The following is a 23,749-nucleotide window of genomic DNA, read 5'->3' as shown; positions in this document are numbered from 1 at the left end:
GACCTGGTCGATTTCGCGGAACTGCACCTGCATGCCTTCGCTGGTCTGGCGGGCGATTGCCGAGGATTGGTCGGCGGTGCCACGGGCGTCGGTGATGCTTTGCTTGATCTGTGCGATGGTCGGCTGCAGTTTGTCGAGGAAGCGGTTGAACCAGCTCACCAGCTCGCCCAACTCGTCTTGCTTGCTGTAGTTCAGGCGCTGGGTCAGGTCGCCGTCGCCGCTGGCAATCGCCTTGAGCATGGTCGCCACGCTGTTGATTGGCCGGGTCACGCCGGAGGCAGTCAACCACATCAGCAGCAGGCCCAGCAGGCCGGCGCCGATGGCCACGGCCAGAGTCTTGTAGGTGCCAAGGTCCTGCGCCTCATCGAGCACCGTTTGCAGTTTCAGCGAGTCGGCCAGCAGCACTTGCCGGGGCAGGTCGATCACTACCCCCCAAGGCTTGGTGTCGGCAATCGGGCTGACCGGCAGCACCGCGCGGATCAGGTCGCCGTGCTGGAGAATTTTCGCCGTGTTGGCGTTGATCAGTTGCAGCACTTCCTTGCCATCGTTGCCCAGGGCCTCGACCAGGTTTTTCCCCAGTTTGCTGGCGTCGACGCTGTAGCCGGCCAGCGCACCGCTGCCAGACACGATCAGCATGTGCCCGGCACCGTTGAACAAGTCCCGCTGGGAGCTGAGGGCGGCCGCTTGCAGGGCGTCGAGGGAAATGTCGATACCGACCACGCCGATGGCCTTGCCATTGACCAGCAACGGCACGGAAATACTGGTCATCAGCATTTCCTTGCCGGCGACGGTGTCGGCATAGGGGTCGAGCAGGCAGGTACGCTTGCTGTCGCGGGGGCAGGTGTACCAGCTGTTGTACGGGGTGCCACTGAGATTGAGGGTGGTCTTGGTCATGTCCTCTTCGGTCATGATGGTGTTTTCCCCGGTCCCCCCGGCTCGGCTCCAGTAACTGGCGAATCGCCCGGCTTCGTTGGACAGGCGAGCGGCGTCGTCGACGAAGCCCTGGTCCTGGCCGTCCAGGCCATTGGGTTCGAATGCCAGCCAGATTCCCAGGACCCCGGTGTTGCGCTCGAAAGCGCTTTTCAGGCTCTGGTTCAACTCCTCGCGCAGCGCGCCGGGATCCAGGGCGCGCTTGCCGGCCAGACGACGCAGATCAGCGATCTGGTCGGCCAGGGCGGTCACTACCAGCAGGCTTTCGCCGAAGGTCTTCTGCACCCGCACCGCCTGCTCGGCAGCCTTGGCCTGCAGCAGGTTCTCGACGCTGGCCGTGAGCATCCGGGTGCTGGAGGCGCTGACCAGTTGATCGTTCTGATTGGTCTGGTAGATGTTCATGCCGACGATCAGGCCCACCACGCCCAACAGGCACAGTCCGGACAACAGCACGATTTTCAGGCGGATGGAAAGAGAGTCGAACATGGGGCGATCTCGCGAAGGGATGACTGGTGGGCTGAGGGTCATGAGCGACCCGCTCGCCAAATCCATTCAGCGCCATGTGTGACACATCGGCTTACAAGAGCTGGGCATGAGCGACAGCCGACGAACGGTCGCTGGCGCGGCAGGGACTGGAGATATCAGGAGGCTTGAGGCAGGGACTCCGGGCGCGACCAGATCCACAGGTTGCCCAGGCTCATGCCGGCGATGGCGAGGTAGATCGGCCAGCCGTGGTCGAGCATCACCAGCATCAGGCCGGCACACAGCAGCATGCTCGCGGTGGCGCTGATCTTGGCTCTTCGCGCGACAATCTTGCCGTTGCGCCAGTTTTTCAGGATCGGCCCGAACAGCCGATGGTTTTCCAGCCAGGCACTCAGGCGCGGCGAACTCTTGGTCGCCGCCCAGGCGGCCAACAGGATGAATTCGGTGGTCGGCAACCCCGGCACGACAATGGCGATCAGGCCAATGCCCAGGCTGACGTAGGCCAGCAGGCCGAAGAGGATGCGCGCGAGTTTGGAGGAAGCGAGGCGAGACATGGATTATTCAGAGGTTGACCGCGAGGTTGGATCGCAAGGCTACAGGTTTGCCCTGCCCAACTGTAGGAGCCGAGCTTGCTCGCGATAACGGTGTATCAGGCGACATCTATGGTGAATGTCAGTCCGTCATCGCGAGCAAGCTCGGCTCCTACAGGAGGGCAGGGGTTCAATCAGGCCAGTTCAGGTTCGGTGGCGTAAGCCTGCTCCAGCAATACGGTGAAGCGGTTGAAGGCGTCGATGGCGCCTTTATCGACCGCGGCTTCTTCTTCGGCGCTGAATGCCAGGCCGTCGAGGGTCCTGACGAAGTTTTTCCAGCCTTCGGCGCGACCACCGGCCGGCTCGCCCAGGTGGCGGGCACCGAAGGTTTCGCTCAGGCCCAGGCCTACGGCGCGCTTGATCAGGAACGCGGCACCGAGTTTCGAGCCTTCGGAAACGAACAGCCAGCCCAGGGCTTCGGCCTTGCTCGGCTGTTGCACGGCACCTGCCACCGGGGCCGGGACCTGGGTGTCGAGGTCAGCCAGGTCGGCCTTGGCGGCTTCGGCGCGGCAGCGCTCTGCCAGGTCGGGGACGATGGCGATCAGCTTGGGATCGTTGTACAGCGACACCAGTTCCGACTGGAACAGGTACTGGGCCACCACAAAACGGGCGAAGTTGGCCTGGGTTTCAAACGGCGCATGGGCCTTGACCAGGGCGTCGAGCTTGGCATGGGGCTCGTGGGTGATCTGGTTCAGGCGTTGGGAACGCAGGCTCGGGCGTTGAGTAGGATCGGCAGCGGTCATGAAGAAGTCCTTGAGAATGAGATGCGCTTGGTAACTAGACGAACCAGCAGGCGCAGCACAGTAAAAAATCCTCGCTGCGCCTGGGAAAAAGGCGCAACGAGATTTCCATTAGCGGGTAACGATCAGATATCCCAGATCAGGTTGATCGCGAAGTTGCGGCCTGGCTCGGTCAGGCGATCGAGGTTGGCCGGGCTGAGCACGGCGGCCTCGCCGACGCTGTCGTAACCGCGCACGTTGTCCCACTGCCAGTATTTCTTGTCCGCCAGGTTGTACACGCCGGCGCTGAGGGTCACGTCGTCGCTGACCTTGTAGAAACCGGCCAGGTCGAGCACGCCATAGCCTGGGGTCTTGAACTGGCTGCTGACGCCGTCCGGCGACTTGAAGCTGCTGTCGTCCACCAGGTTTTTCTTTTGCACCAGGGTCCAGCTGAGCAAGGCGCCGTAGCTGTCCTGGTCATAGCCCAGGCCGAACACGCCGGTCAGCGGGTTGATCGAGTTGAGTGGCTCGCCAGTGTCATTGTTGCGACCGTGGGCGTAGGCGATCGAGCCCCTGGTGTAGAGGCCCTGTGGTGCGCCGAAGGTATCGAGGTTCAGGCGACCCTTGAGCTCCACGCCTTTGATGGTGGCGTGCTTGATGTTGTTGCTCTGGAATGTCAGCTCGTTGTAGCCGGGGGTCACGGCGTCTTCGTTGATGAAGTCGCGGTACTTGTTATAGAACACCACCATGTCGAAGTTGCCCGCCTCGAAGTTGCCGCGCAGGCCAGTCTCGTAGGTTTTGCTTTTTTCCGGTTCCAGGTCCGGGTTCGGCGCCACGCTGTAGCCCGGGTTGACGTTTTCGAAACGACCGTACAAGGCCTTGGCGGTCGGCGTCCGGAAACCTTCGCCGTACTGGCCGAACCAGGTGTAGTTGTCGTCCAGGGCGTAGGTCAGGCCGAACTTGGGCGAGAGCCGATGCCAGGTCTTGTTCTCGTCGCTGACCGTACCCAGGCCATCAGGCGCTACGGTGTTGAGGAACTCCTGGGTGACATGGGGCTTGAGCTTGGTGTAGTCGTAGCGCAGGCCCGGGATGAAGGTCCAGTCGTTCCAGGTGATCTGGTCCTGGGCGAACAGGCTGTAGGTGTCGATGGTCGGGTCCGGGAAGTCGCTGGATTTTTTCAGCACATCGCTGGGGCTGATGGCACCCACGGCGCTGCAACCACGACCTACCGCCAGGCAGGTGCCGCTGCCGGTGCGCGAGCCGGTGACTTTCTGGTGTTTGATGGTGGTGCCGTAGGTCAGCACATGGCCGGTCTCGCCGATGGCGAATGCCTTGTCCAGTTGTGCGTCGAACACCCACTGCTTTTCCTCGTAGAGGGTTTCGCGCGAGCGCATCACGTTGCGGCTGAACGGGAAGTAGTTTTCCAGGGTGGATTGGCCAGTCTTGGCGATCTGGTAGTTCAGGCTCCACTTCAGGTTGTCCACCAGCAGGGCATCGACGGCGAAGCTGTTTTCCAGGCCAAAACGTTCGCGGCTGACGGTCTCTTCACCGGTGCGCGAGCGGTACATGCCCAGGGGCTGGCCATTGTTGAACGGGCCGCCGACGGCGCTTTGCAGGTCGGCGTCGCGGTGGTCCTTGTACTTCTCGTAGGTCAGGCCCAGGCGGGCGTCTTCGGCGTAGTTCCAGCCAGCCTTGGCCAGCACGTTAGTGGTGCGCACGTCTTCCGGGTTGGCCGCGGTGCGATCCAGGCCGGTGCCGTTGTTTTGGCCGTAGGATTCGGTTTCGTGACCGTCGCGCTGGCTGAAGTGCAGCAAGCCATCGAACTGATCGGCGCGTCCGGCGACGGTGGCGGATTTCAGCCAGCTGTCATCGGCGGAGCTGTAACCGGTTTTCAGGCGGGCGCCGACATCCTGGCCGGGCTTGATGATGTCTTCCGGGTCAAGGGTGAAGTAGCTCACCGCGCCGCCGATAGCGTTGCTGCCGTACAGCACCGAGGCCGGGCCGCGGAGGATTTCCACGCGCTTGACGATTTCCGGGTCAACGTAGTTGCGTTGGGTCTTGGCATACGGGCCGTTGAAGAAGCCGTTGGGAATCTCGACGCCATCGACCTGGGTCAGGATCCGGTCGCCGTCGATGCCGCGAATGTTGTAGCCGCTGATGCCGCCCCGGGTGCCGGTACCGCCGACCGATACGCCTGGCTCATAGCGCACCAGGTCCTTGATGGTGTTGACGTTGTTGCGATCCAGCTCTTCGCGGGTGTGCACGGTCACGGTGCTGGGCACGCTGTCGACGCTCTGCTCCTGGCGCGTGGCGCTGATGGTCATCTGCTGCAGTGCGAGGGTGCCGCCGGCGGTGCGTTTTTCCAGCGCAATGTTGTTGCTGCCCAGCTTGCGATAGCTCAGGTTGGTCCCCACCAACAGGCGATCCAGGGCTTTTTCCGGGCTCAGTGCGCCGTGCACGCCTGGCGAGGCCACGCCTTCTGCCAGTTCTGCCGGCAAGCCGACCTGCCATCCGGTGACGGCGGTGAACTCGTTGAGCGCCGAGACCAGTGGCTGCTGGGCAATGGCGAAGCTGTAGTCGCCCATCTGGCGGCTTGGCTGCTGGGCCGGGGTGGCGGCCATCACAGGCGCAGCCTGGGTGCCGGCCAGCAGCATGGCGGCGGTCAGCAAGGACAGCGTGCAGTTGTGCACGCGGGCGGATGGTGAAGAGGACTGGCGGGTAAGGCGAGAGGACATCGATAGCGCTCCGTGTCGCACGAATCTTATAGGTGCAGATTGGCATCAAGGATGCGAATCAATTGCATTGGCTATAACGAGACGTACGGCGAATGACTATCGAGTAAAAATAATTCTCATTCAGTTCAAAATCACCAGCGCCGGGAACTCCTGGAGCTTGGCGGAGGTGATGTGAGCCAGCGACCGGACCACGTCCAGCGGCTGGTCGAGGCGGTAGTTACCGGTGACCGAAACGTTGGCCAACTGTTCGTTGTTGTTGATGATCCAGCCCGGGTAGTAGCGGCGCAACTCGGCCAGGACCTGGCTCAGCGGGCAGTTTTCGAACACCAGGCGGCCCTGGACCCACGCCAGGTCTGTCGCCGGATCGAGACGGGCCGGTTGATCGAAACCATTGGGCCCGATACGGATACTTTCGCCTGCGCTCAAGCGCACCCGTGCATCGCTGTGGGCGCTGCGCAGGTCGACATCGCCGCGCTGCACCCGCACCTGGGCGACGCCGTCCAGGTAACGCACGGCGAAGGAGGTATCGCGCACGCTGGCGGTGACCGGCCCGGCATCGATTTCCAGGGGCAGGCCACGATTGGCGGCTACCTCGAAATAGGCTTCGCCCTGGAACAGGCGAGCCACGCGTTGTTGATCATTGATGGTGCTGGAGAAGGCCGAGTTGGTGTTGAGCAGGACTTTCGAGCCGTCCTCCAGTTGCAGGCGCTGGCGCTCGCCGACCACGGTCAGGTGATCGGCCTGCAGGCGCATGGGCAGGTTGCTGAAACTGAACAGGCCGAGCAGCAGCACTGCCGCGCTGGCCAGGGGTTTCCAGTGTGGGCGCAAGCGCCCGAGCACGCTGACCTTGCGCTTGGCGCTGTCCAGGGTCTGCGCGCACTGTGCCACTTGCGGGCCGTCCCAGACGGCCTGGGCCATGGCGAAGGCTTCGGCGTTGCGCGGGTCGGCGGCGAGCCAGGCGTGAAATTCACGGCTTTGCTCCTCGCTCGGACTGTCCAGCACGATCAGCCAGTCCAGGGCTTGATCCATCGCCGAGGTGCTGGCTGAATCCCGCGCCGGGGTTGGCGGGTGGGAGTGGTGGCTGTCCGTCACGGGTGTTCCTCGGCCACGTCTGCGCGCGGCTGGTTTTGGATAAGAGTGCTACAAACCTCGGCTAAGGGTAACAAAGCCGACGCCCTGACGCAGGTGTGCAAAACAATGGACCGAGCGACTCAACGGCCGTTGAGACGATCGGCGACACCGACACAGATCGCCATGATCAGCTTCAGGTCCTTTTGCACGGTGCTCAGGGACACGCTGAGCTTCTCGGCGATCTCCAGGTAGCTGTGGCCGTGCAGACGGCTGAGGATGAAAATCTGTTGTTGGCGTGGGGTCAGTTGGTTGAGGCTGATGTTCAAGCGTTCGAGCATCTGTTCGGCATGGGCGGCGTCCTCGGCACTGCTCAGCGGCGCGGCAACGTTCTGCACTACCTCCAGCGGTACGTCCTCGAGCATCGTGCGTGACTGGATACGGCGGGCGCGCAGGTGGTCCAGCGCCAGGTTGCGGGCAGTTTGAAAGACGAAGGGTTCCAGGTGGTCGATGGCCCGCTCACTCAACGCCCGGGTCACGCGCAGGTAGGTTTCCTGCAACAGGTCCTCGGCGGTGCTGTGGTTATTGACCATCCGCTCCAATGTGCGCAGCAGCGAGACGCGCTGAGCGAGGAAGACGTGGTTGAAGTGCGCTTGACTCACAGTAGGACCTGATCGATTTCAAGCGAATGATAATGCTTATCATCTATGTCAAAGGTCAAGCGCTTCTTTCTGTAGGAATTATCGGCGACCTTGTAGGTAGGCCGGGTAATCAGGGATCCGATGGGCGTGTGGCTGATCCAGCAGCGGGCTGCTGAGCAGGTAGTCGGCGCTGCATTCGTTGCAGGCCACTGGAATGTTCCAGACGGCCGCTACTCGCAGCAGTGCCTTGATGTCCGGGTCGTGGGGTTGTGGTTCGAAGGGATCCCAGAAGAACACCAGCAGGTCTACGCGTTGCTCGGCGATTTGCGCCCCGAGCTGCTGATCGCCACCCAGTGGGCCGCTGATCATGCTTTCCACTGGCAGGTCCAGGCGTTGGCTGAGCAACAGGCCGGTGGTGCCGGTGGCGACCAGTTGGTGTTGGGCGAGCTTGTGCTTCTGGCGCTCGGCCCAGTCGAGCAGGAACACCTTGCAGTGGTCATGGGCGACCAGGGCGATGCGCTTGCGCGCCGCCATGGTTTTTTCGGTGAAGGTGATGCCGATCATCGGGGGGCTCCAACAAAACCAGAGGGGAGCTGCCGGTGGCAGCTCCCGCATTGCTTATTCGGCGTTGCACAGCGCCAGGCAGTTATCCAGCATGCGGTTGGAGAACCCCCATTCGTTGTCGTACCAGGCCAGCACCTTGAGCAGCTTGCCGCTGACTTTGGTGTGGTTGGCGTCGAAAATCGACGACAGCGGGTTGTGGTTGAAGTCGCTGGAAACCAGGGGCAGGGTGTTGTAGCCGAGGATTTTCGAGTGCTGGCTGGCTTCGCGCAGCAGCGCGTTGACCTCATCGGCCGTGGCGTCGCGCTTGAGCTGCACGGTCAGGTCCACCAGGGAGACGTTGATCACCGGCACACGCACGGCCATGCCGGTCAGCTTGCCGGCCAGCTCTGGCAGCACCAGGCCCACCGCTTCCGCGGCGCCGGTCTTGCTCGGGATCATGTTCTGGGTGGCGGAGCGGGCGCGGTACGGGTCGCTGTGGTAGACGTCCGTCAGGTTCTGGTCGTTGGTGTAGGCATGGATGGTGGTCATCAGGCCACTCTCGATGCCCAGTTCGCGGTGCAGCACCTGGGCCACCGGGGCCAGGCAGTTGGTGGTGCACGAGGCGTTGGAGATGATCTGGTGTGACTGGCGCAGGATGTCGTGGTTGACCCCGTAGACCACGGTGGCATCCGCGCCCTTGGCCGGTGCCGAGATGATCACTTTGCGCGCGCCGGCGCTAATATGCGCGGCGGCTTTGGCCCGGTCGGTGAACAGACCGGTGCATTCGAACACTACGTCGATCTTTTCTGCAGCCCATGGCAGTTCGGCCGGGTTGCGAATGGCGCTGACCGCAATGCGGTCGCCGTTGACCGTCAGGCTCTCCTGGTCGTGTTCCACCTGGGCATCAAACGTGCCGTGCACGGTGTCGTACTTGAGCAGGTGAGCGTTCATCGAACTGTCGCCCAGATCGTTGATGGCGACGATCTGCAAATCCTGACGGTAGCCTTGGGTATACAGTGCCCGCAGGACGTTGCGGCCGATACGGCCAAAACCATTGATTGCGATTCGAAGAGTCATTTGAACAGCGCCGCCGTCGTTTTGTTGTTGGAATTACAAGATTATTCGCATAAAAATAGAAAACAAGCCTTTTTAGTGGCAATATTTTGTTCTATCTACAACGAGTGACCTGAATCAACTGGTCCGATTGGTCAAGAAAACCGTCAAACGCTGCCCGCGTGGACGCCTCTTGATCAGCATAGACACGAACAGGTCGCCATATCCGTTAGCCTGGAGTTCTACACATGCATCCCCGCGTACTTGAGGTCACCGAACGGCTTATCACCCGTAGCCGCGCTACCCGTGAGGCTTACCTTGCATTGATTCGCGGCGCCGCCAGTGATGGCCCGATGCGCGGCAAGCTGCAATGTGCCAACTTCGCCCACGGTGTGGCCGGATGTGGCACCGAAGACAAGCAAAGCCTGCGGATGATGAACGCGGCCAACGTGGCAATTGTTTCGTCATATAACGACATGCTCTCGGCGCACCAGCCCTACGAGACCTACCCGGAACAGATCAAGCAGGCGCTGCGCGAGATCGGCTCGGTCGGCCAGTTCGCCGGCGGTGTCCCGGCAATGTGTGACGGCGTGACCCAGGGCGAGCCGGGCATGGAGCTGGGGATTGCCAGCCGTGAAGTGATCGCCCTGTCGACCGCCGTGGCGCTGTCGCACAACATGTTCGACGCGGCGATGATGCTGGGCATCTGCGACAAGATCGTCCCGGGCCTGATGATGGGCTCGCTGCGTTTTGGTCATCTGCCGACCATCTTCGTCCCGGGCGGCCCGATGGTCTCGGGGATTTCCAACAAGGAAAAAGCCGACGTTCGCCAGCGTTACGCCGAAGGCAAGGCCAGCCGCGAAGAGCTGCTGGAGTCGGAAATGAAGTCCTACCACAGCCCTGGCACGTGCACCTTCTACGGCACTGCCAATACCAACCAGTTGCTGATGGAAGTCATGGGCCTGCACCTGCCGGGTGCTTCGTTCGTCAACCCGAACACCCCGTTGCGTGATGCCCTGACCCGCGAGGCGGCGTTCCAGATCACGCGCCTGACCAAGCAGAGCGGCAACTTCATGCCGATCGGCGAAATCGTCGACGAACGCTCGCTGGTCAACTCGATCGTGGCCCTGCACGCCACCGGCGGCTCGACCAACCACACCCTGCACATGCCGGCGATTGCCATGGCGGCAGGCATCCAACTGACCTGGCAGGACATGGCCGACCTCTCCGAGGTGGTGCCGACCCTGAGCCACGTCTACCCGAACGGCAAGGCCGACATCAACCACTTCCAGGCGGCTGGCGGCATGTCGTTCCTGATTCGTGAACTGCTGGCGGCCGGCCTGCTGCATGAAAACGTCAACACCGTGGCCGGCCACGGCCTGAGCCGCTACACCCAGGAGCCGTTCCTCGAGGACGGTCAGTTGGTATGGCGCGAAGGCCCGAGCGAAAGCCTCGATGAAAACATCCTGCGGCCGGTGGCCCGGGCGTTCTCGGCCGAAGGCGGCCTGCGGGTGATGGAAGGCAACCTGGGGCGCGGTGTGATGAAAGTCTCGGCGGTAGCCCCGGAACATCAGGTGGTCGAGGCTCCGGCCATGGTGTTCCAGGATCAGCAGGACCTGGCCGATGCGTTCAAGGCTGGCCTGTTGGAGAAGGATTTTGTTGCCGTGATGCGCTTCCAGGGCCCGCGTTCCAATGGCATGCCGGAACTGCACAAGATGACCCCGTTCCTTGGCGTGCTGCAGGATCGCGGCTTCAAAGTGGCACTGGTCACGGACGGGCGGATGTCCGGCGCGTCGGGGAAAATCCCGGCGGCCATTCACGTCAGCCCTGAAGCTTTTGTCGGTGGCGCTTTGGCCCGCGTGCAAGAGGGCGATATCATCCGCGTCGATGGCGTCAAAGGCACTTTGCAAGTGCTGGTGGACGCCGCTGAATTTGACGCGCGTACCCCGGCCACTGGTCTGCTGGATAACGGCATTGGTTGCGGGCGCGAACTGTTCGGTTTCATGCGCATGGCCTTCAGCTCGGCAGAGCAGGGCGCCAGCGCCTTTACCTCTGCCCTGGAGACCCTTAAGTGAAACTAGCGCTGGTCGGTGACATTGGCGGTACCAATGCACGTTTTGCCTTGTGGAAAGACCAGCAACTGGAGTCGGTCCAGGTGCTGGCGACAGCCGACTTTGCCTGTCCGCAAGATGCCATTGGTGCCTATCTCCAGGGTCTGGGCCTGGCGCCCGGAGCGATCGGTGCGGTCTGCCTGTCGGTGGCCGGCCCGGTCAGTGGCGATGAGTTTCGTTTCACCAACAACCACTGGCGCCTGAGTCGCAAGGCGTTCTGCCAGGCCTTGCAACTGGAGCAACTGTTGCTGGTGAATGATTTCTCGGCCATGGCCCTGGGCATGACGCGCCTGCAGCCGGGGGAGTTTCGCCTGGTCTGCGCCGGCACCCCCGAGCCGCTGCGCCCGGCGGTGGTGATCGGCCCGGGCACGGGCCTGGGTGTCGGCACCTTGCTCGATCAGGGGCAGGGGCGTTGGGCGGCCCTGCCGGGTGAGGGCGGGCATGTCGACCTGCCGTTGAGCAGCGTGCGGGAAACCCAGTTGTGGCAGCACCTGCATAACGAAATTGGCCATGTCAGCGCAGAAAGCGTGCTCAGCGGCGGTGGTTTGCCACGGCTGTACCGGGCGATCTGCGCGGTGGACGGGCACGCGCCAACACTCGACACCCCGCAAGCCATCACCGCCGCTGGCCTGGCCGGCGACCCGATTGCCCGCGAAGTACTTGAGCAGTTCAGCTGCTGGCTGGGTCGGGTGGCGGGCAACAACGTGCTGACCACCGGTGCCCGTGGCGGGGTCTACATTGTCGGTGGGGTGATCCCGCGGTTTGCCGATTTTTTCCTGGAAAGTGGCTTCGCCCGTTGTTTTGCCGACAAGGGCTGCATGAGCGATTACTTCAAGGGCATACCGGTGTGGCTGGTGACAGCCCCGTATTCCGGCCTGGTGGGCGCGGGTGTGGCGCTCGAGCAAGCATAATCCGCCCCCTTCATAACAATAAGGAAACCGCCCGTGAGCTCAGTCAACAAGTCGATTTTGTTGGTCGATGACGATCAGGAAATACGCGAGTTGCTGGACACGTACCTCAGTCGTGCCGGCTTTCAGGTGCGTACCACGCCTGATGGCGCGGGGTTTCGCCAGGCGCTGAACGACGCGCCTTGCGACCTGGTGATCCTCGACGTGATGCTGCCCGACGAAGACGGCTTCAGCCTGTGTCGCTGGGTGCGCCAGCACCCACGCCAGGCCCATGTGCCGATCATCATGCTCACCGCCAGTTCCGACGAGGCCGACCGGGTCATTGGCCTGGAACTGGGCGCCGACGACTACCTGGGCAAACCCTTCAGTCCCCGTGAATTGCAGGCTCGGATCAAGGCCCTGCTGCGCCGGGCCCAGTTCGGCCAGGAGCGTTCGGGCGGCGAAGTGCTGGCTTTCGACGAGTGGCGGCTGGACATGGTCAGCCACCGGCTGTTTCACACCGACGGCGAGGAGGTGATTCTCTCCGGCGCCGATTTTGCCTTGCTGAAACTGTTCCTCGATAACCCCCAGGCCATCCTCGACCGCGACACCATCGGCAACGCCACCCGGGGCCGCGACCTGATGCCCCTGGACCGGATTGTCGACATGGCGGTCAGCCGCTTGCGCCAGCGCCTGCGCGACACCGAAAAGCCGCCACGGCTGATCCGCACCGTGCGCGGCAGCGGTTACCAACTGGCGGCCAGCGTGGTCGCCAGCAATGGTCACTGAGTTCTTCGCCCGGCTGCTGCGCAAGGTCCCGGTGCCGCGCTCGCTGCTGGGGCGGATGCTGCTGCTGACGTTGCTGGCGGTACTGTTCGCCCAAGCCCTGTCGAGCGTGATCTGGGTCTCGCAGTTGCGCGCCACCCAGCTCGAAGGGTTGGTGACCGCCGCCCGCAGCCTGGCCCATTCAATGAACGCCAGCGTCAGTTACTTCCGCTCGTTGCCGGTGGCCTATCGGCCGCTGGTGCTGGACCAATTACGCAGCATGGGCGGCACCCGATTTGTAGTGACCCTCAACGACAAACCCCTGGACATGCAACTGCTGCCCGCTACCCCGCGCAAGCAGGCGGTGCTGGCCGCGGTGGACGAGGTGCTGCGCACTTCGCTGGGGGCCGACACCGATATTTCCGTGCAGTTTGTCAGCCCGGATGATCTGCGGATCTTCAATGGCGGCTTGAAGCTCGATGAATTGCCGCGCTCCTGGGCGCACTACGCGCTGACGCTGGAGCCGGTCAACCCGCCGGTGCTGGTGACCCAGATCAAACTGGCCAAGGGCGAGTGGCTGTACATCGCCTCCCTGTTGCCCGAGCCCTACACCAGCCTTGAAGAACAGGGCCTGCCGTCGCAGCAGGTGTGGTTCATCGTCCTCACCAGCGGCTTCCTGCTGCTGTTCATCGGGCTGCTGGTGCACTGGCAAAGCCGGCCGCTCAAGCGCCTGGCGCGGGCAGCGCGGGACATGTCCCTGGGCGCCGACGTGCTGCCGGTGGCCGAGGGCGGCGGCAGCGAAGTGGTCGAAGTGGGCCGTGCATTCAATGCGATGCGCGAACGCATCAGCCGCTACCTGACCGAGCGCAGCCAGTTGTTCAGCGCGATTTCCCATGACCTGCGTACGCCGATCACGCGCTTGCGGCTGCGGGTCGAACTGCTGGACGACGAGCAGTTGCAGGCCAAGTTCGGCCGCGACCTGGACGAGCTGGAGCTGCTGGTCAAGGGCGCGCTGCAATGCGTCAAGGACACCGACATTCACGAGAACATCGAGCCGGTGGACCTCAATCACGTGCTCGAATGCCTGGTCGAACCTTACCTGGCGCCCAACGGCAACGGCCGCGTGACCCAGCAGGGGCGGGCGCTCACGGCGTATCCGGGCAAACCGCTGGCGCTCAAGCGCTGCATCGGCAACCTGATCGACAATGCGCTGAAGTACGGACAGACCGCCCACCTGCACATCGATGACGATGACAGCGCGTTTATCCTGCATGTCGACGACGAGGGCCCGGGTGTGCCGGAGCAGCGCCTGGAGCAAGTGTTCGAGCCACACTTTCGCCTGGCCGGGAAGCAGCAGGGGTATGGCCTGGGATTGGGGATTGCGCGCAACATCGCCCATAGCCATGGCGGCGAAGTGAGTTTGCAGAATTTGCGCGAGGGTGGGTTGCGGGTGACGTTGCAGTTGCCGCGCAGTGTGGATTAATCAGGGACCGCGTAATCGTTGATCGCGGGCAAGCCCGCTCCCACAGGGACGGATGGTGGATTTCCTGTGGGAGCGGGCTTGCCTGCGATGGCACCCGAAGCCAATGTCACAGCCTGGTGACATAACTCGGCGCCTTCGTTACCTGGCCGCCACGACCTGTTGTTTAGACTGCTGGCAGTCATAACAACAAAAAAAGGTCCACCATGCACTCACCTGCCCACCAACAATGGCTGGCTGCCGAGGGCTTGCGCCTGTTGGCGTTCGCCAAGGCTTCCAGGCTGCCCACAGGTTTCGGCAATCTCGACCAGCGCGGCCACCTACCGCCGGACGCGCAAGCTGAAACCATGAACACCGCGCGCATGACCCACAGCTTCGCCCTGGCCCATATCCAGGGCTTGCCAGGGTTTGCCGAGCTGGTGGATCACGGTATCCAGGCCCTCACTGGGCCGCTGCGTGACGCCGAACACGGCGGCTGGTTCGCCTCGCCCGAGCACCGCGACGGCAATACCGGTAAAGCCGCTTACCTGCATGCGTTCGTGGCATTGGCCGCGAGTTCCGCGCGGGTCGCTCGGCGCCCTGGTGCCCAGGCGTTGCTTGACGATGCGATCGAGATCATCGACCGGCATTTCTGGTGCGAGGAGGAGGGCGCGATACGCGAGTCGTTCAATCGCGACTGGAGCGTCGAGGAAGCCTATCGCGGCGCGAACAGCAACATGCACGCCACCGAAGCCTTTCTCGCCCTGGCTGACGTCACCCAGGACAGCCGCTGGCTGAACCGCGCCTTGCGCATTGCCGAGCGACTGATCCACGGCCACGGCGCCGCCAATCAGTACCTGGTGGTCGAGCATTTCGACCGTCAGTGGCAGCCGCTGCACGCCTACAATCAGGCCAATCCGGCCGATGGTTTCCGCCCCTTTGGCACCACCCCGGGCCACGGGTTTGAATGGGCGCGGCTGCTGTTGCACCTGGAGGCGGCGCGGGTCCAGGCCGGCATGCTCACCCCCGGCTGGCTGCTGCGCGATGCGCAGCAGCTGTTCGCCAACAACTGCCAGCACGCCTGGCAGGTCGATGGTGCGCCGGGCATGGTCTACACCCTCGACTGGGACCGTCGCCCAGTGGTGCGTCAGCGTTTGCATTGGGTGCACTGCGAAGCGAGCGCGGCGGCCAGTGCCTTGCTCCAGCGCACCGGCGAGGGCCAATACGAAACCTGGTATCGGCGGCTTTGGGAGTACAGCGAGCAGTACCTGATCGACCTCGTCCATGGCAGTTGGCACCATGAACTGGACGCCGACAATCGCCCGAGTGCGCAGATCTGGGGTGGCAAGCCGGACCTCTATCACGCCTGGCAGGCGGTGCTGATTCCGCGGCTGCCGTTGGCCCCGAGCATGGCCACGGCGTTGGCGCAGGGCTCTGGGTCACGGGTTATGTAACCATGCGGTGACATTTCGCCGTCGCTTCGTTACCTGCGGCGGATCCCAGCCTGTTTAAACTCGTTTGCAGCGCAAGCACCAGACTTGCATGCATAACAACAAGAAAGGTACTTCAGATGAATGCGATTTCTCGCCTCGCCACAGTCATTTCCCTCGCCTCCATGTTCCCCCTCAGCGCCCTGGCCGCCGACCCCAAAGGTTCCGTGGAGGTTGTGCACTGGTGGACCTCGGGTGGTGAAAAAGCAGCGGTCGACGTACTCAAGGCCCAGGTTGAAAAAGACGGCTTTACCTGGAAGGACGGTGCGGTGGCAGGCGGCGGTGGCGCAACGGCCATGACCGTACTCAAGAGCCGCGCCGTGGCCGGCAACCCACCGGGCGTGGCCCAGATCAAGGGCCCGGATATCCAGGAGTGGGGCAGCACCGGCCTGCTCAGCACCGACGCGCTGACCGAGGTAGCCAAGGCGGAAAACTGGGACGGCCTGCTGTCGAAAAAAGTCTCTGACACCGTCAAATACGAAGGTGACTACGTCGCAGTACCGGTGAACATCCACCGCGTCAACTGGCTGTGGATCAACCCGGAAGTGTTCAAGAAAGCCGGGATCGACAAGGCCCCGACCACCCTCGAAGAATTCTACGTCGCTGCCGACAAGCTCAAGGCGGCCGGCTTCATTGCCCTGGCCCACGGCGGCCAACCTTGGCAGGACAGCACCGTGTTCGAGGACGTGGTGCTCTCGGTCATGGGCGCTGAAGGCTACAAGAAAGCCCTGGTCGACCTGGACCAGAAAACCCTCTCCGGCCCCGAGATGGTCAAGTCCTTCACCGTGCTGAAAAAACTCATCGGCTACATGGACCCCAACCGCGCGGGCCGTGACTGGAACATCGCTGCCGCCGACGTGATCAACGGCAAGGCTGGCATGCAGATGATGGGTGACTGGGCCAAGAGCGAGTGGACCGCGGCGAACAAAGTCGCCGGCAAGGATTACCAGTGCGTGCCGTTCCCAGGCACTGAAAACGCCTTCACCTACAACATCGACTCCCTGGCGGTGTTCAAGTTGAAAGCCGATCGCAAGGGTGACATCGCCGCACAGCAGGACCTGGCCAAGGTCGCGCTGGGCAAGGACTTCCAGAAGGTCTTCAGCATCAACAAGGGCTCGATCCCGGTGCGCACCGACATGCTCAACGACATGAGCGCGCTGGGCTTCGATTCCTGTGCCCAGGCCTCGGCCAAGGACTTCCTGGCGGACGACAAGTCCGGCGGCCTGCAACCGAGCATGGCCCACAACATGGCCACTTCGCTGGCGGTGCAGGGGGCGATCTTCGACGTCGTCACCAACTTCATGAACGACAAGGACGCCGACCCGGCCAAGGCCAGCGCCCAGTTGGCCTCGGCGGTCAAAGCCGCGCAGTAATCCTGGACCCTGAGTAACCCTGTGGGAGCGGGCTTGCCCGCGATAGCTGACTGACATTCAACAGCAGTGTCGACTGTTGCATCGCTATCGCGGGCAAGCCCGCTCCCACAAGGGTTCTCCTCGACTCCGACTCTTACTCCTTTCACTTGGATAATCCCGATGAGCTCTGTGGCGGTTTTCAGCAAAGCCTCACCGTTCGATGCACTGCAGCGCTGGCTGCCCAAACTGGTTTTGGCGCCCAGCATGCTGATCGTTCTGGTCGGCTTCTACGGTTACATCATCTGGACATTCGTTCTGTCCTTCACCAATTCCAGTTTCATGCCGAGCTACAAGTGGGTCGGCCTGCAGCAATACACCCGCCTGCTGGACAACGATCGCTGGTGGGTGGCGAGCAAGAACCTCGCGCTGTTCGGCGGCCTGTTCATCGGCATCAGCCTGGTGCTGGGGGTGTTCCTCGCGGTGCTGCTGGACCAGCGCATTCGCAAGGAAGGCTTCATCCGCACCATCTACCTGTACCCGATGGCGCTGTCGATGATCGTCACCGGTACCGCTTGGAAGTGGCTGCTAAACCCGGGCCTGGGCCTGGACAAGATGCTGCGTGACTGGGGCTGGGAAGGCTTTCGCCTGGACTGGCTGGTGGATCAGGATCGCGTGGTGTACTGCCTGGTGATCGCCGCCGTGTGGCAAGCCTCGGGTTTTGTCATGGCGATGTTCCTCGCCGGTCTGCGCGGGGTCGACCAGTCGATCATCCGCGCCGCTCAGGTCGATGGTGCAAGCCTGCCGACCATCTACCTGAAGATCGTCCTGCCGAGCCTGCGCCCGGTGTTTTTCAGCGCCTTCATGATCCTCGCGCACATCGCGATCAAGAGCTTCGACCTGGTCGCGGCCATGACCGCGGGCGGCCCGGGGTACTCCTCCGACCTGCCGGCGATGTTCATGTATTCCTTCACTTTCAGCCGTGGCCAGATGGGCATCGGTTCCGCCAGCGCAATGATGATGCTCGGCGCGATCCTGGCGATCCTGGTGCCGTACCTGTACTCCGAACTGCGGGGCAAACGCCATGAATAACTCGCTTGCCACCCCGCGCCTGAGCGTCAGCCGGATCGCCATCTACGCGACCCTGCTGCTGGCCGCAGCGGTGTACCTGATCCCGTTGGTGGTGATGTTGTTGACCAGCTTCAAGTCGCCGGAAGACATCCGTACCGGCAACCTGCTGAGCTGGCCGCAAGTGATCGACGGCATCGGCTGGCTCAAGGCCTGGGACAGCGTAGGAGGGTACTTCTGGAACTCGGTGAAAATCACCGTGCCGGCGGTACTGATCTCGACCTTTATTGGCGCGATGAACGGCTACGTACTGTCGATGTGGCGCTTCCGTGGCTCGCAGCTGTTCTTCGGCCTGCTGCTGTTCGGCTGCTTCCTGCCGTTCCAGACCGTGCTGCTGCCAGCTTCGTTCACCATCGGCAAGCTCGGCCTGGCCAACACCACCACCGGGCTGGTGCTGGTGCACATCGTCTACGGGCTGGCGTTCACCACGCTGTTCTTCCGTAACTACTACGTGAGCATTCCCGATGCCCTGGTCAAGGCGGCACGCCTGGACGGCGCGGGCTTCTTCACGATTTTCTGGAAGATCCTGCTGCCGATGTCGATCCCGATCGTGATGGTCTGCCTGATCTGGCAGTTCACCCAGATCTGGAATGACTTCCTGTTTGGCGTGGTCTTCGCCAGTGGCGACGCGCAACCGATCACCGTGGCCTTGAACAACCTGGTCAACACCAGCACCGGGGCCAAGGAATACAACGTTGATATGGCGGCGGCGATGATCGCCGGGTTGCCGACACTGCTGGTCTACATATTCGCTGGCAAGTATTTCCTGCGTGGGCTGACGTCCGGCGCGGTCAAGGGGTAGAACATGGCAACTCTCGAATTACGCAACGTCAACAAGACCTATGGCGCCGGCTTGCCGGACACCTTGAAAAACATCGAGCTGAAGATCGACGACGGTGAGTTCCTGATCCTGGTCGGCCCGTCCGGGTGCGGCAAGTCGACCCTGATGAACTGCATCGCCGGCCTTGAGAACATCAGCGGCGGGGCGATCCTGGTGGACGACGCCGACATCAGCGGCATGAGCCCCAAGGACCGAGACATCGCCATGGTGTTCCAGTCCTACGCGCTGTACCCGACCATGAGCGTGCGCGACAACATCGCCTTCGGCCTGAAGATTCGCAAAATGCCGACCGCCGAAATCGATGAGGAAGTGGCGCGGGTGTCCAAGCTGCTGCAGATCGAACACCTGCTCGGGCGCAAGCCGGGCCAGCTTTCCGGCGGCCAGCAACAGCGCGTGGCGATGGGCCGGGCGTTGGCGCGGCGGCCGAAGATCTATCTGTTCGACGAACCGCTGTCCAACCTCGACGCCAAGCTGCGGGTCGAGATGCGTACCGAAATGAAGCTGATGCACCAGCGCCTGAAAACCACCACGGTCTACGTCACCCACGACCAGATCGAAGCCATGACCCTGGGGGACAAGGTGGCGGTGATGAAGGACGGGATCATCCAGCAGTTCGGCACGCCGAAGCAGATCTACAACGACCCGGCCAACCTGTTCGTCGCGAGCTTCATTGGTTCGCCGCCGATGAACTTCATCCCCCTGCGCCTGCAGCGCAAGGACGGCCGCCTGCTGGCCCTGCTCGACAGTGGTCAGGCGCGCGTCGAGCTGCCATTGAGCATGCAGGACGCTGGCCTCGAGGATCGCGAAGTGATCCTCGGCATGCGTCCTGAGCAGATTGTGCTGGCGTCTGGCGAAACCAACGGTTTGCCGACGATCCGGGCCGAGGTCCAGGTCACCGAGCCGACCGGGCCGGACACGCTGGTGTTCGTCAACCTGAATCAAACCAAGGTCTGCTGCCGCCTGGCGCCGGATGTGGCTCCCGCCGTGGGTGAGACCCTGACCCTGCAATTCGATCCGGCCAAGGTGCTGCTGTTCGATGCCAAGACCGGTGAACGCCTGGGGACGGCGGGTTTGCCAAGGATTGAGGCACACAGCGCCAACGTGACCCAATTCAAAGGCCGCTGAAACACAAGACTGTAGGAGCGAGCGCCCGCTTGCGGCTTGCTCGCGATGGGCGTGAACGATGGCCTGCACAGCCTGAATGACCGCGGTGTAGTTGAGACCATCGCGAGCAAGCTCGCTCCCACAGGGGATTGTAGGAGCGAGCTTGCTCGCGATGGACGTGAACGATGGCCTGCACCCGTCTGAATGAACGCGGTGCAGTTGAGACCATCGCGATCAAGCCGCAAGCGGGCGCTCGCTCCCACAGGGGATGCCAGTTAATAACAATAAAACGAGGAAGTAGGGATGAAGATCAAGAACAACGCTCAACTCATCTGCCAGCTGTCGGCGGTCGCAGCAATGTGCCTGGCAGCCAACGCGCTTGCCGCTGACGCGTTCAGCGCTGACTCCAAGTGGATGACCGGCGATTGGGGCGGCGAGCGTACCCGGCTGATCGAGCAAGGCATCGACATCAAGGCCGACTACGTGGGTGAAGTCGGTGGCAACCTCAACGGTGGCTACAACGACGACAAGACCGCGCGCTATGCCGACCAGTTTGGCCTCGGCGTGGCGCTGGACCTGCAGAAACTCTGGGGCTGGGACAACACCCAGGCCAAGATCCAGCTGACCAACCGCAATGGCGAAAACATCTCCAACGACCGTATCGGCGACCCGCGCGCGGGCACCTTGAGTTCCTCCCAGGAAGTCTACGGTCGCGGCCATATGGTGCGTCTGACCCAGTTGTGGATCCAGCATCAGTTCCTCGACAACAAGCTCGACGTCAAGGCCGGTTACTTCGGCGAGGGCGAGGACTTCAATACCTTCCCGTGCGAGTTCCAGAACCTGGCGTTCTGTGGTTCCCAGGTGGGTAACTGGGCCACCAACATCTGGTACAACTGGCCGGTCAGCCAGGCGGCGATCCGCGTGAAGTACAACATCACGCCAGAGTTCTTCGCGCAGATCGGTGCCTACAACCAGAACCCGTCGCAACTGGAGCACGGCAACGGCTTCAAGCTCAGCGGCAGCGGCACCCAGGGCACCGTGTTGCCGGTAGAGTTGGTCTGGTCGCCGAAGGTCAACAACCTGCCGGGTGAATACCGTGTGGGCTACTACAAGAGCACGGCCGCAGCCAATGACGTGCGCGAGGACGACAACGGCCAGGATGCCGCAACCAGCGGTGACAGCTACCGCGAGCACAGCAGCAAGCACGGTTACTGGTTCGTCGCCCAGCAGCAACTGACCAGCCACAACGGCGACGCTTCCCGCGGCTTGAACATCGCGGCCAACGCGACCTTCCACGACAAGGACACCAACGTCGTCGACAACTATCAGTCGCTGATGTTCGTGTACAAGGGCCCGTTCGATGCACGGCCAAAAGATGACGTCGGCATCGGCTTCGCCCGTATCCACGTCAACGAAGACGTGAAGAAAAACGCCGAGCTGGTCAACGCGGCCAATGGCGTCAGCGACTATGCCGATCCGCTGTTCTCGCCACTGCGGACCACCGAGTACAACTACGAGATCAACTACGGTTTCCACGTCACCAACTGGCTGACGGTGCGTCCTAACCTGCAATACGTCACCCACCCGGGCGGTGTCGATGAAGTCGACAACGCGCTGGTGGCCGGCCTGAAAATTCAGTCGGTGTTCTAACGCGGTTGCGATAAGCTCTTCTCCATGTGCGCATTTTTGCGGACAGCCCAGGCTGTCCGCTTTTTTTTGGGGTCGCGCGCCCTCTGGTTACCGCTGATTTTCAGGACCGTGGCACATGCAAGAGCATCCGCTACAACGTTTCTTCAAATCCTTGCGCGAACGTCCGGTGTTTGCGTGGGAGCGCTATCAGAAGCGCGATGTGTTGGTGATCGATCATCCGCTGTGCCAGGCGGTGTTCAGTCGCCAGGGCGCGCAGTTGCTGCATTTCCAGCCCTCGGGGCACAAGCCCTGGTTGTGGTGTGCGGCGAAGTGGCCACAGGTCGGCGCCATCCGTGGCGGCGTGCCGGTGTGCTGGCCGTGGTATGGCCGCCACCCGAGCGAAAACGCCTGGCCGTCCCATGGTTGGGCGCGGCTGATCGACTGGAAGCTGATCGACAGCAGCAGCGATGCCGACGGCGTACGCCTGCACTGGCAGTTGCAGCTGTGTGACTGGCAAGTGGACCTGCACGCGCACCTGGGCGAGCGCATGGAATTGCGCCTGAGCACTGAGCACCAGGACAGCCTGCCGTGCCAGTTGAGCCATGCTTTGCACGCTTACTGGCGTATTGGTGACGTCGGTGAGGTAGCGCTGTCTGGGCTCGATGGCGCCCAGGGTTATGACCAGCTCAAGCGGGAAAATTGCCAGCAGCAGGGCGAGTTGCGGGTCGAGGGCGGCTGTCAGCGGGTGTTCCAGCACGAGGGGGAACTGCAGCTCAAGGACCACGCCTGGCAGCGCCAGTTGTGCATCGACACCGGTGCCAGCGCTGACACGGTGGTCTGGCATCCCGGCTCACGGCCGTTGCTGGGGGTGAGCTGGAACGAGATTTCCGAGTTTGTCTGTGTCGAAGCCGCCAGTGGCGGCACCGACAGCTTGTGCCTGGCGCCGGGGGAGCGGGCGCATTTGAGCCTGCAGGCGTGGGCGGCGGCTTAGTTTAAGAAATTGCGGTGTCTGGACTGGCCCCTTCGCGGGCAAGCCCGCTCCCACAGTGTCCACGTCGAGCACAAAACGTGCGGCTGCCATTGAACCTGTGGGAGCGGGCTTGCCCGCGATGAGGTCTGAGCGGGCAATGAAGCTGTTGGATCAGTTGAACTCATCCCCCACCGGATAGCGGCTGGCGTTCAAGCTTTCTTTGATCTTGCGCAAATGTGGCTGGAAGTCGACGCCGCGGCGCAGGGTCATGCCGGTGGCGAGGACGTCGAGCACGGTCAGTTGAATGATCCGCGAGGTCATCGGCATGTAGATGTCGGTGTCTTCCGGCAACGGGATGTTCAGGCTCAGGGTGCTGGCCTTGGCCAGTGGCGAGCCCTCGGCGGTCAGGCCGAGGACCGAAGCGCCATTTTCCCGAGCGATGCGCGCCACTTCCACCAGTTCACGGGTGCGTCCGGTGTAGGAAATGATCACGAACAACTCGCCGGTGTGGGCCACTGAGGCAATCATCCGCTGCATCAGTACGTCGGCGTGGGCGGTGACCGCCAGGTTGAAGCGGAAGAACTTGTGCTGGGCGTCCAGGGCCACAGGGGCGGAAGCACCGAGGCCGAAGAAGTGGATCTGCCGGGCCTGGATCAACAGGTCGACGGCGCGGCTGATCAGGTTCGGGTCCAGTGCCTGGCAGGCGCTGTCGAGGGAGGCGATGGCGCTGCCGAAGATTTTCTGGGTGTAGGCTTCGGGATTGTCATCGGCCTCCACCGCGCGGCTGACGTAGGCCGCGCCGCTGGCCAGGCTCTGCGCCAGTTGCAGCTTGAGCTCCGGGTAGCCGCTGACCCCGAATGAACGGCAGAAACGGTTGACCGTCGGCTCACTGACCGAGGCGGCCTGGGCGAGGGCGGCGATGCTGAAGCGAGTGGCCTGCTGTGGGTTGAGCAGGATCACTTCGGCGACCTTGCGCTCGGCCTTGTTCAGGTCGGCAAGGCGATTCTGGATCTGTTCCAGTAAGTTCCGCACGCGGTCCATATGAAATTCCTTGGTTCAGCTCTGCAAAGAGGGGGCTTGGCTATGCCAATTGAGACTTTGATCGTGCCCATAACGGTGGCCTATCCTACTGATGGCCCCGACTGACCACCACTCGGAATCTGTATTTTGGAAAAATGTTGTGGTTATTACTACATTTTTCCTTGAGCGATGCCTTGAAAAAAGGTATTTGTAGCTTAACTTGATAAAAGAACA

At 62.5% G+C, this 23,749-nt stretch carries 19 protein-coding genes and 1 pseudogene; 11 read left to right on the top strand and 9 right to left on the bottom strand.

What is annotated here, in order from left to right; translation table 11 throughout:
- Positions 1-135: 135 nt before the first annotated feature.
- From PspS04_RS28170 to gap, 8 genes and pseudogenes are all read right to left on the bottom strand, one after another.
- Positions 136-1,275, bottom strand: a pseudogene (locus PspS04_RS28170) (PDC sensor domain-containing protein); the annotation flags it as partial.
- 296 nt (positions 1,276-1,571) lie between these two features.
- On the bottom strand, positions 1,572-1,967 hold the full coding sequence (locus PspS04_RS21180; protein WP_095169835.1) for a YbaN family protein: 396 nt from the start codon (positions 1,965-1,967) through the stop codon (positions 1,572-1,574).
- 170 nt (positions 1,968-2,137) lie between these two features.
- Entirely contained in the window at positions 2,138-2,746 is a 609-nt protein-coding gene (locus PspS04_RS21175) for a biliverdin-producing heme oxygenase (protein WP_159997611.1), read from the bottom strand.
- 122 nt (positions 2,747-2,868) lie between these two features.
- Positions 2,869-5,457: a TonB-dependent receptor gene (locus PspS04_RS21170; protein ID WP_159997609.1), complete on the bottom strand. Its 2,589-nt coding sequence runs from the start codon at positions 5,455-5,457 to the stop codon at positions 2,869-2,871.
- Between the two features lie 120 nt (positions 5,458-5,577).
- A complete protein-coding gene (locus PspS04_RS21165) occupies positions 5,578-6,549 on the bottom strand; it encodes a FecR family protein (RefSeq protein ID WP_159997607.1) in 972 nt (323 codons plus the stop codon).
- A gap of 119 nt (positions 6,550-6,668) precedes the next feature.
- Positions 6,669-7,187 (bottom strand): RNA polymerase sigma factor, encoded by a 519-nt coding sequence (locus PspS04_RS21160; RefSeq protein ID WP_159997605.1) that lies wholly within the window; start codon positions 7,185-7,187, stop codon positions 6,669-6,671.
- A gap of 78 nt (positions 7,188-7,265) precedes the next feature.
- Positions 7,266-7,730, bottom strand: a complete 465-nt coding sequence (locus tag PspS04_RS21155; RefSeq protein WP_159997603.1) for a methylglyoxal synthase — start codon at positions 7,728-7,730, stop codon at positions 7,266-7,268.
- Positions 7,731-7,784: 54 nt separating this feature from the next.
- The gene (gene gap / locus PspS04_RS21150) at positions 7,785-8,786 is read right to left on the bottom strand and encodes a type I glyceraldehyde-3-phosphate dehydrogenase (protein WP_159997601.1); all 1,002 of its coding nucleotides are present in this window, start codon (positions 8,784-8,786) and stop codon (positions 7,785-7,787) included.
- Between the two features lie 224 nt (positions 8,787-9,010).
- Here gap and edd point away from each other — a divergent pair, with 224 nt between their 5' ends.
- The 11 genes from edd (at position 9,011) to PspS04_RS21095 (ending at position 22,516) form a co-directional block, all read left to right on the top strand.
- Positions 9,011-10,837 carry a phosphogluconate dehydratase gene (gene edd / locus PspS04_RS21145; protein WP_095169828.1) on the top strand — a complete coding sequence of 609 codons (1,827 nt, stop codon included), beginning with the start codon at positions 9,011-9,013 and terminating at the stop codon, positions 10,835-10,837.
- Positions 10,834-11,784: a glucokinase gene (locus PspS04_RS21140; protein ID WP_095169827.1), complete on the top strand. Its 951-nt coding sequence runs from the start codon at positions 10,834-10,836 to the stop codon at positions 11,782-11,784. The genes edd and PspS04_RS21140 overlap by 4 nt, the downstream gene beginning before the upstream one ends.
- Positions 11,785-11,817: 33 nt before the next feature.
- Positions 11,818-12,549, top strand: coding sequence for a response regulator (locus PspS04_RS21135; RefSeq protein ID WP_095169826.1), 732 nt, complete (start codon positions 11,818-11,820; stop codon positions 12,547-12,549).
- On the top strand, positions 12,539-14,008 hold the full coding sequence (locus PspS04_RS21130) for an ATP-binding protein (RefSeq protein ID WP_095169825.1): 1,470 nt from the start codon (positions 12,539-12,541) through the stop codon (positions 14,006-14,008). Before PspS04_RS21135 ends, PspS04_RS21130 begins: the two co-directional genes overlap by 11 nt.
- Before the next feature lie 203 nt (positions 14,009-14,211).
- Complete coding sequence (locus PspS04_RS21125; protein ID WP_159997599.1) at positions 14,212-15,438, top strand: D-mannose isomerase; 1,227 nt, start codon at positions 14,212-14,214, stop codon at positions 15,436-15,438.
- Positions 15,439-15,554: 116 nt separating this feature from the next.
- Entirely contained in the window at positions 15,555-16,847 is a 1,293-nt protein-coding gene (locus tag PspS04_RS21120; RefSeq protein WP_159997597.1) for an ABC transporter substrate-binding protein, read from the top strand.
- A 159-nt stretch (positions 16,848-17,006) separates the two neighbouring features.
- Positions 17,007-17,915, top strand: coding sequence for a carbohydrate ABC transporter permease (locus PspS04_RS21115; protein ID WP_095169822.1), 909 nt, complete (start codon positions 17,007-17,009; stop codon positions 17,913-17,915).
- Entirely contained in the window at positions 17,908-18,753 is an 846-nt protein-coding gene (locus tag PspS04_RS21110) for a carbohydrate ABC transporter permease (RefSeq protein WP_095169821.1), read from the top strand. Before PspS04_RS21115 ends, PspS04_RS21110 begins: the two co-directional genes overlap by 8 nt.
- Before the next feature lie 3 nt (positions 18,754-18,756).
- On the top strand, positions 18,757-19,917 hold the full coding sequence (locus tag PspS04_RS21105) for an ABC transporter ATP-binding protein (RefSeq protein ID WP_159997595.1): 1,161 nt from the start codon (positions 18,757-18,759) through the stop codon (positions 19,915-19,917).
- Positions 19,918-20,199: 282 nt separating this feature from the next.
- A complete protein-coding gene (locus tag PspS04_RS21100) occupies positions 20,200-21,546 on the top strand; it encodes a carbohydrate porin (RefSeq protein ID WP_159997593.1) in 1,347 nt (448 codons plus the stop codon).
- Between the two features lie 115 nt (positions 21,547-21,661).
- Positions 21,662-22,516, top strand: coding sequence for a D-hexose-6-phosphate mutarotase (locus PspS04_RS21095; protein ID WP_095169818.1), 855 nt, complete (start codon positions 21,662-21,664; stop codon positions 22,514-22,516).
- A 150-nt stretch (positions 22,517-22,666) separates the two neighbouring features.
- On the opposite strand, the gene PspS04_RS21090 is transcribed toward PspS04_RS21095, so the two are convergent.
- On the bottom strand, positions 22,667-23,527 hold the full coding sequence (locus tag PspS04_RS21090; RefSeq protein WP_174244630.1) for a MurR/RpiR family transcriptional regulator: 861 nt from the start codon (positions 23,525-23,527) through the stop codon (positions 22,667-22,669).
- Positions 23,528-23,749 lie beyond the last annotated feature (222 nt).

Origin of the sequence: Pseudomonas sp. S04 (genome assembly GCF_009834545.1) — a bacterium.
Taxonomy (GTDB): Bacteria; Pseudomonadota; Gammaproteobacteria; order Pseudomonadales; family Pseudomonadaceae; genus Aquipseudomonas.
Note: the sequence above shows the minus strand (reverse complement) of the source record. Positions and strands in the feature narration are given on the sequence as shown.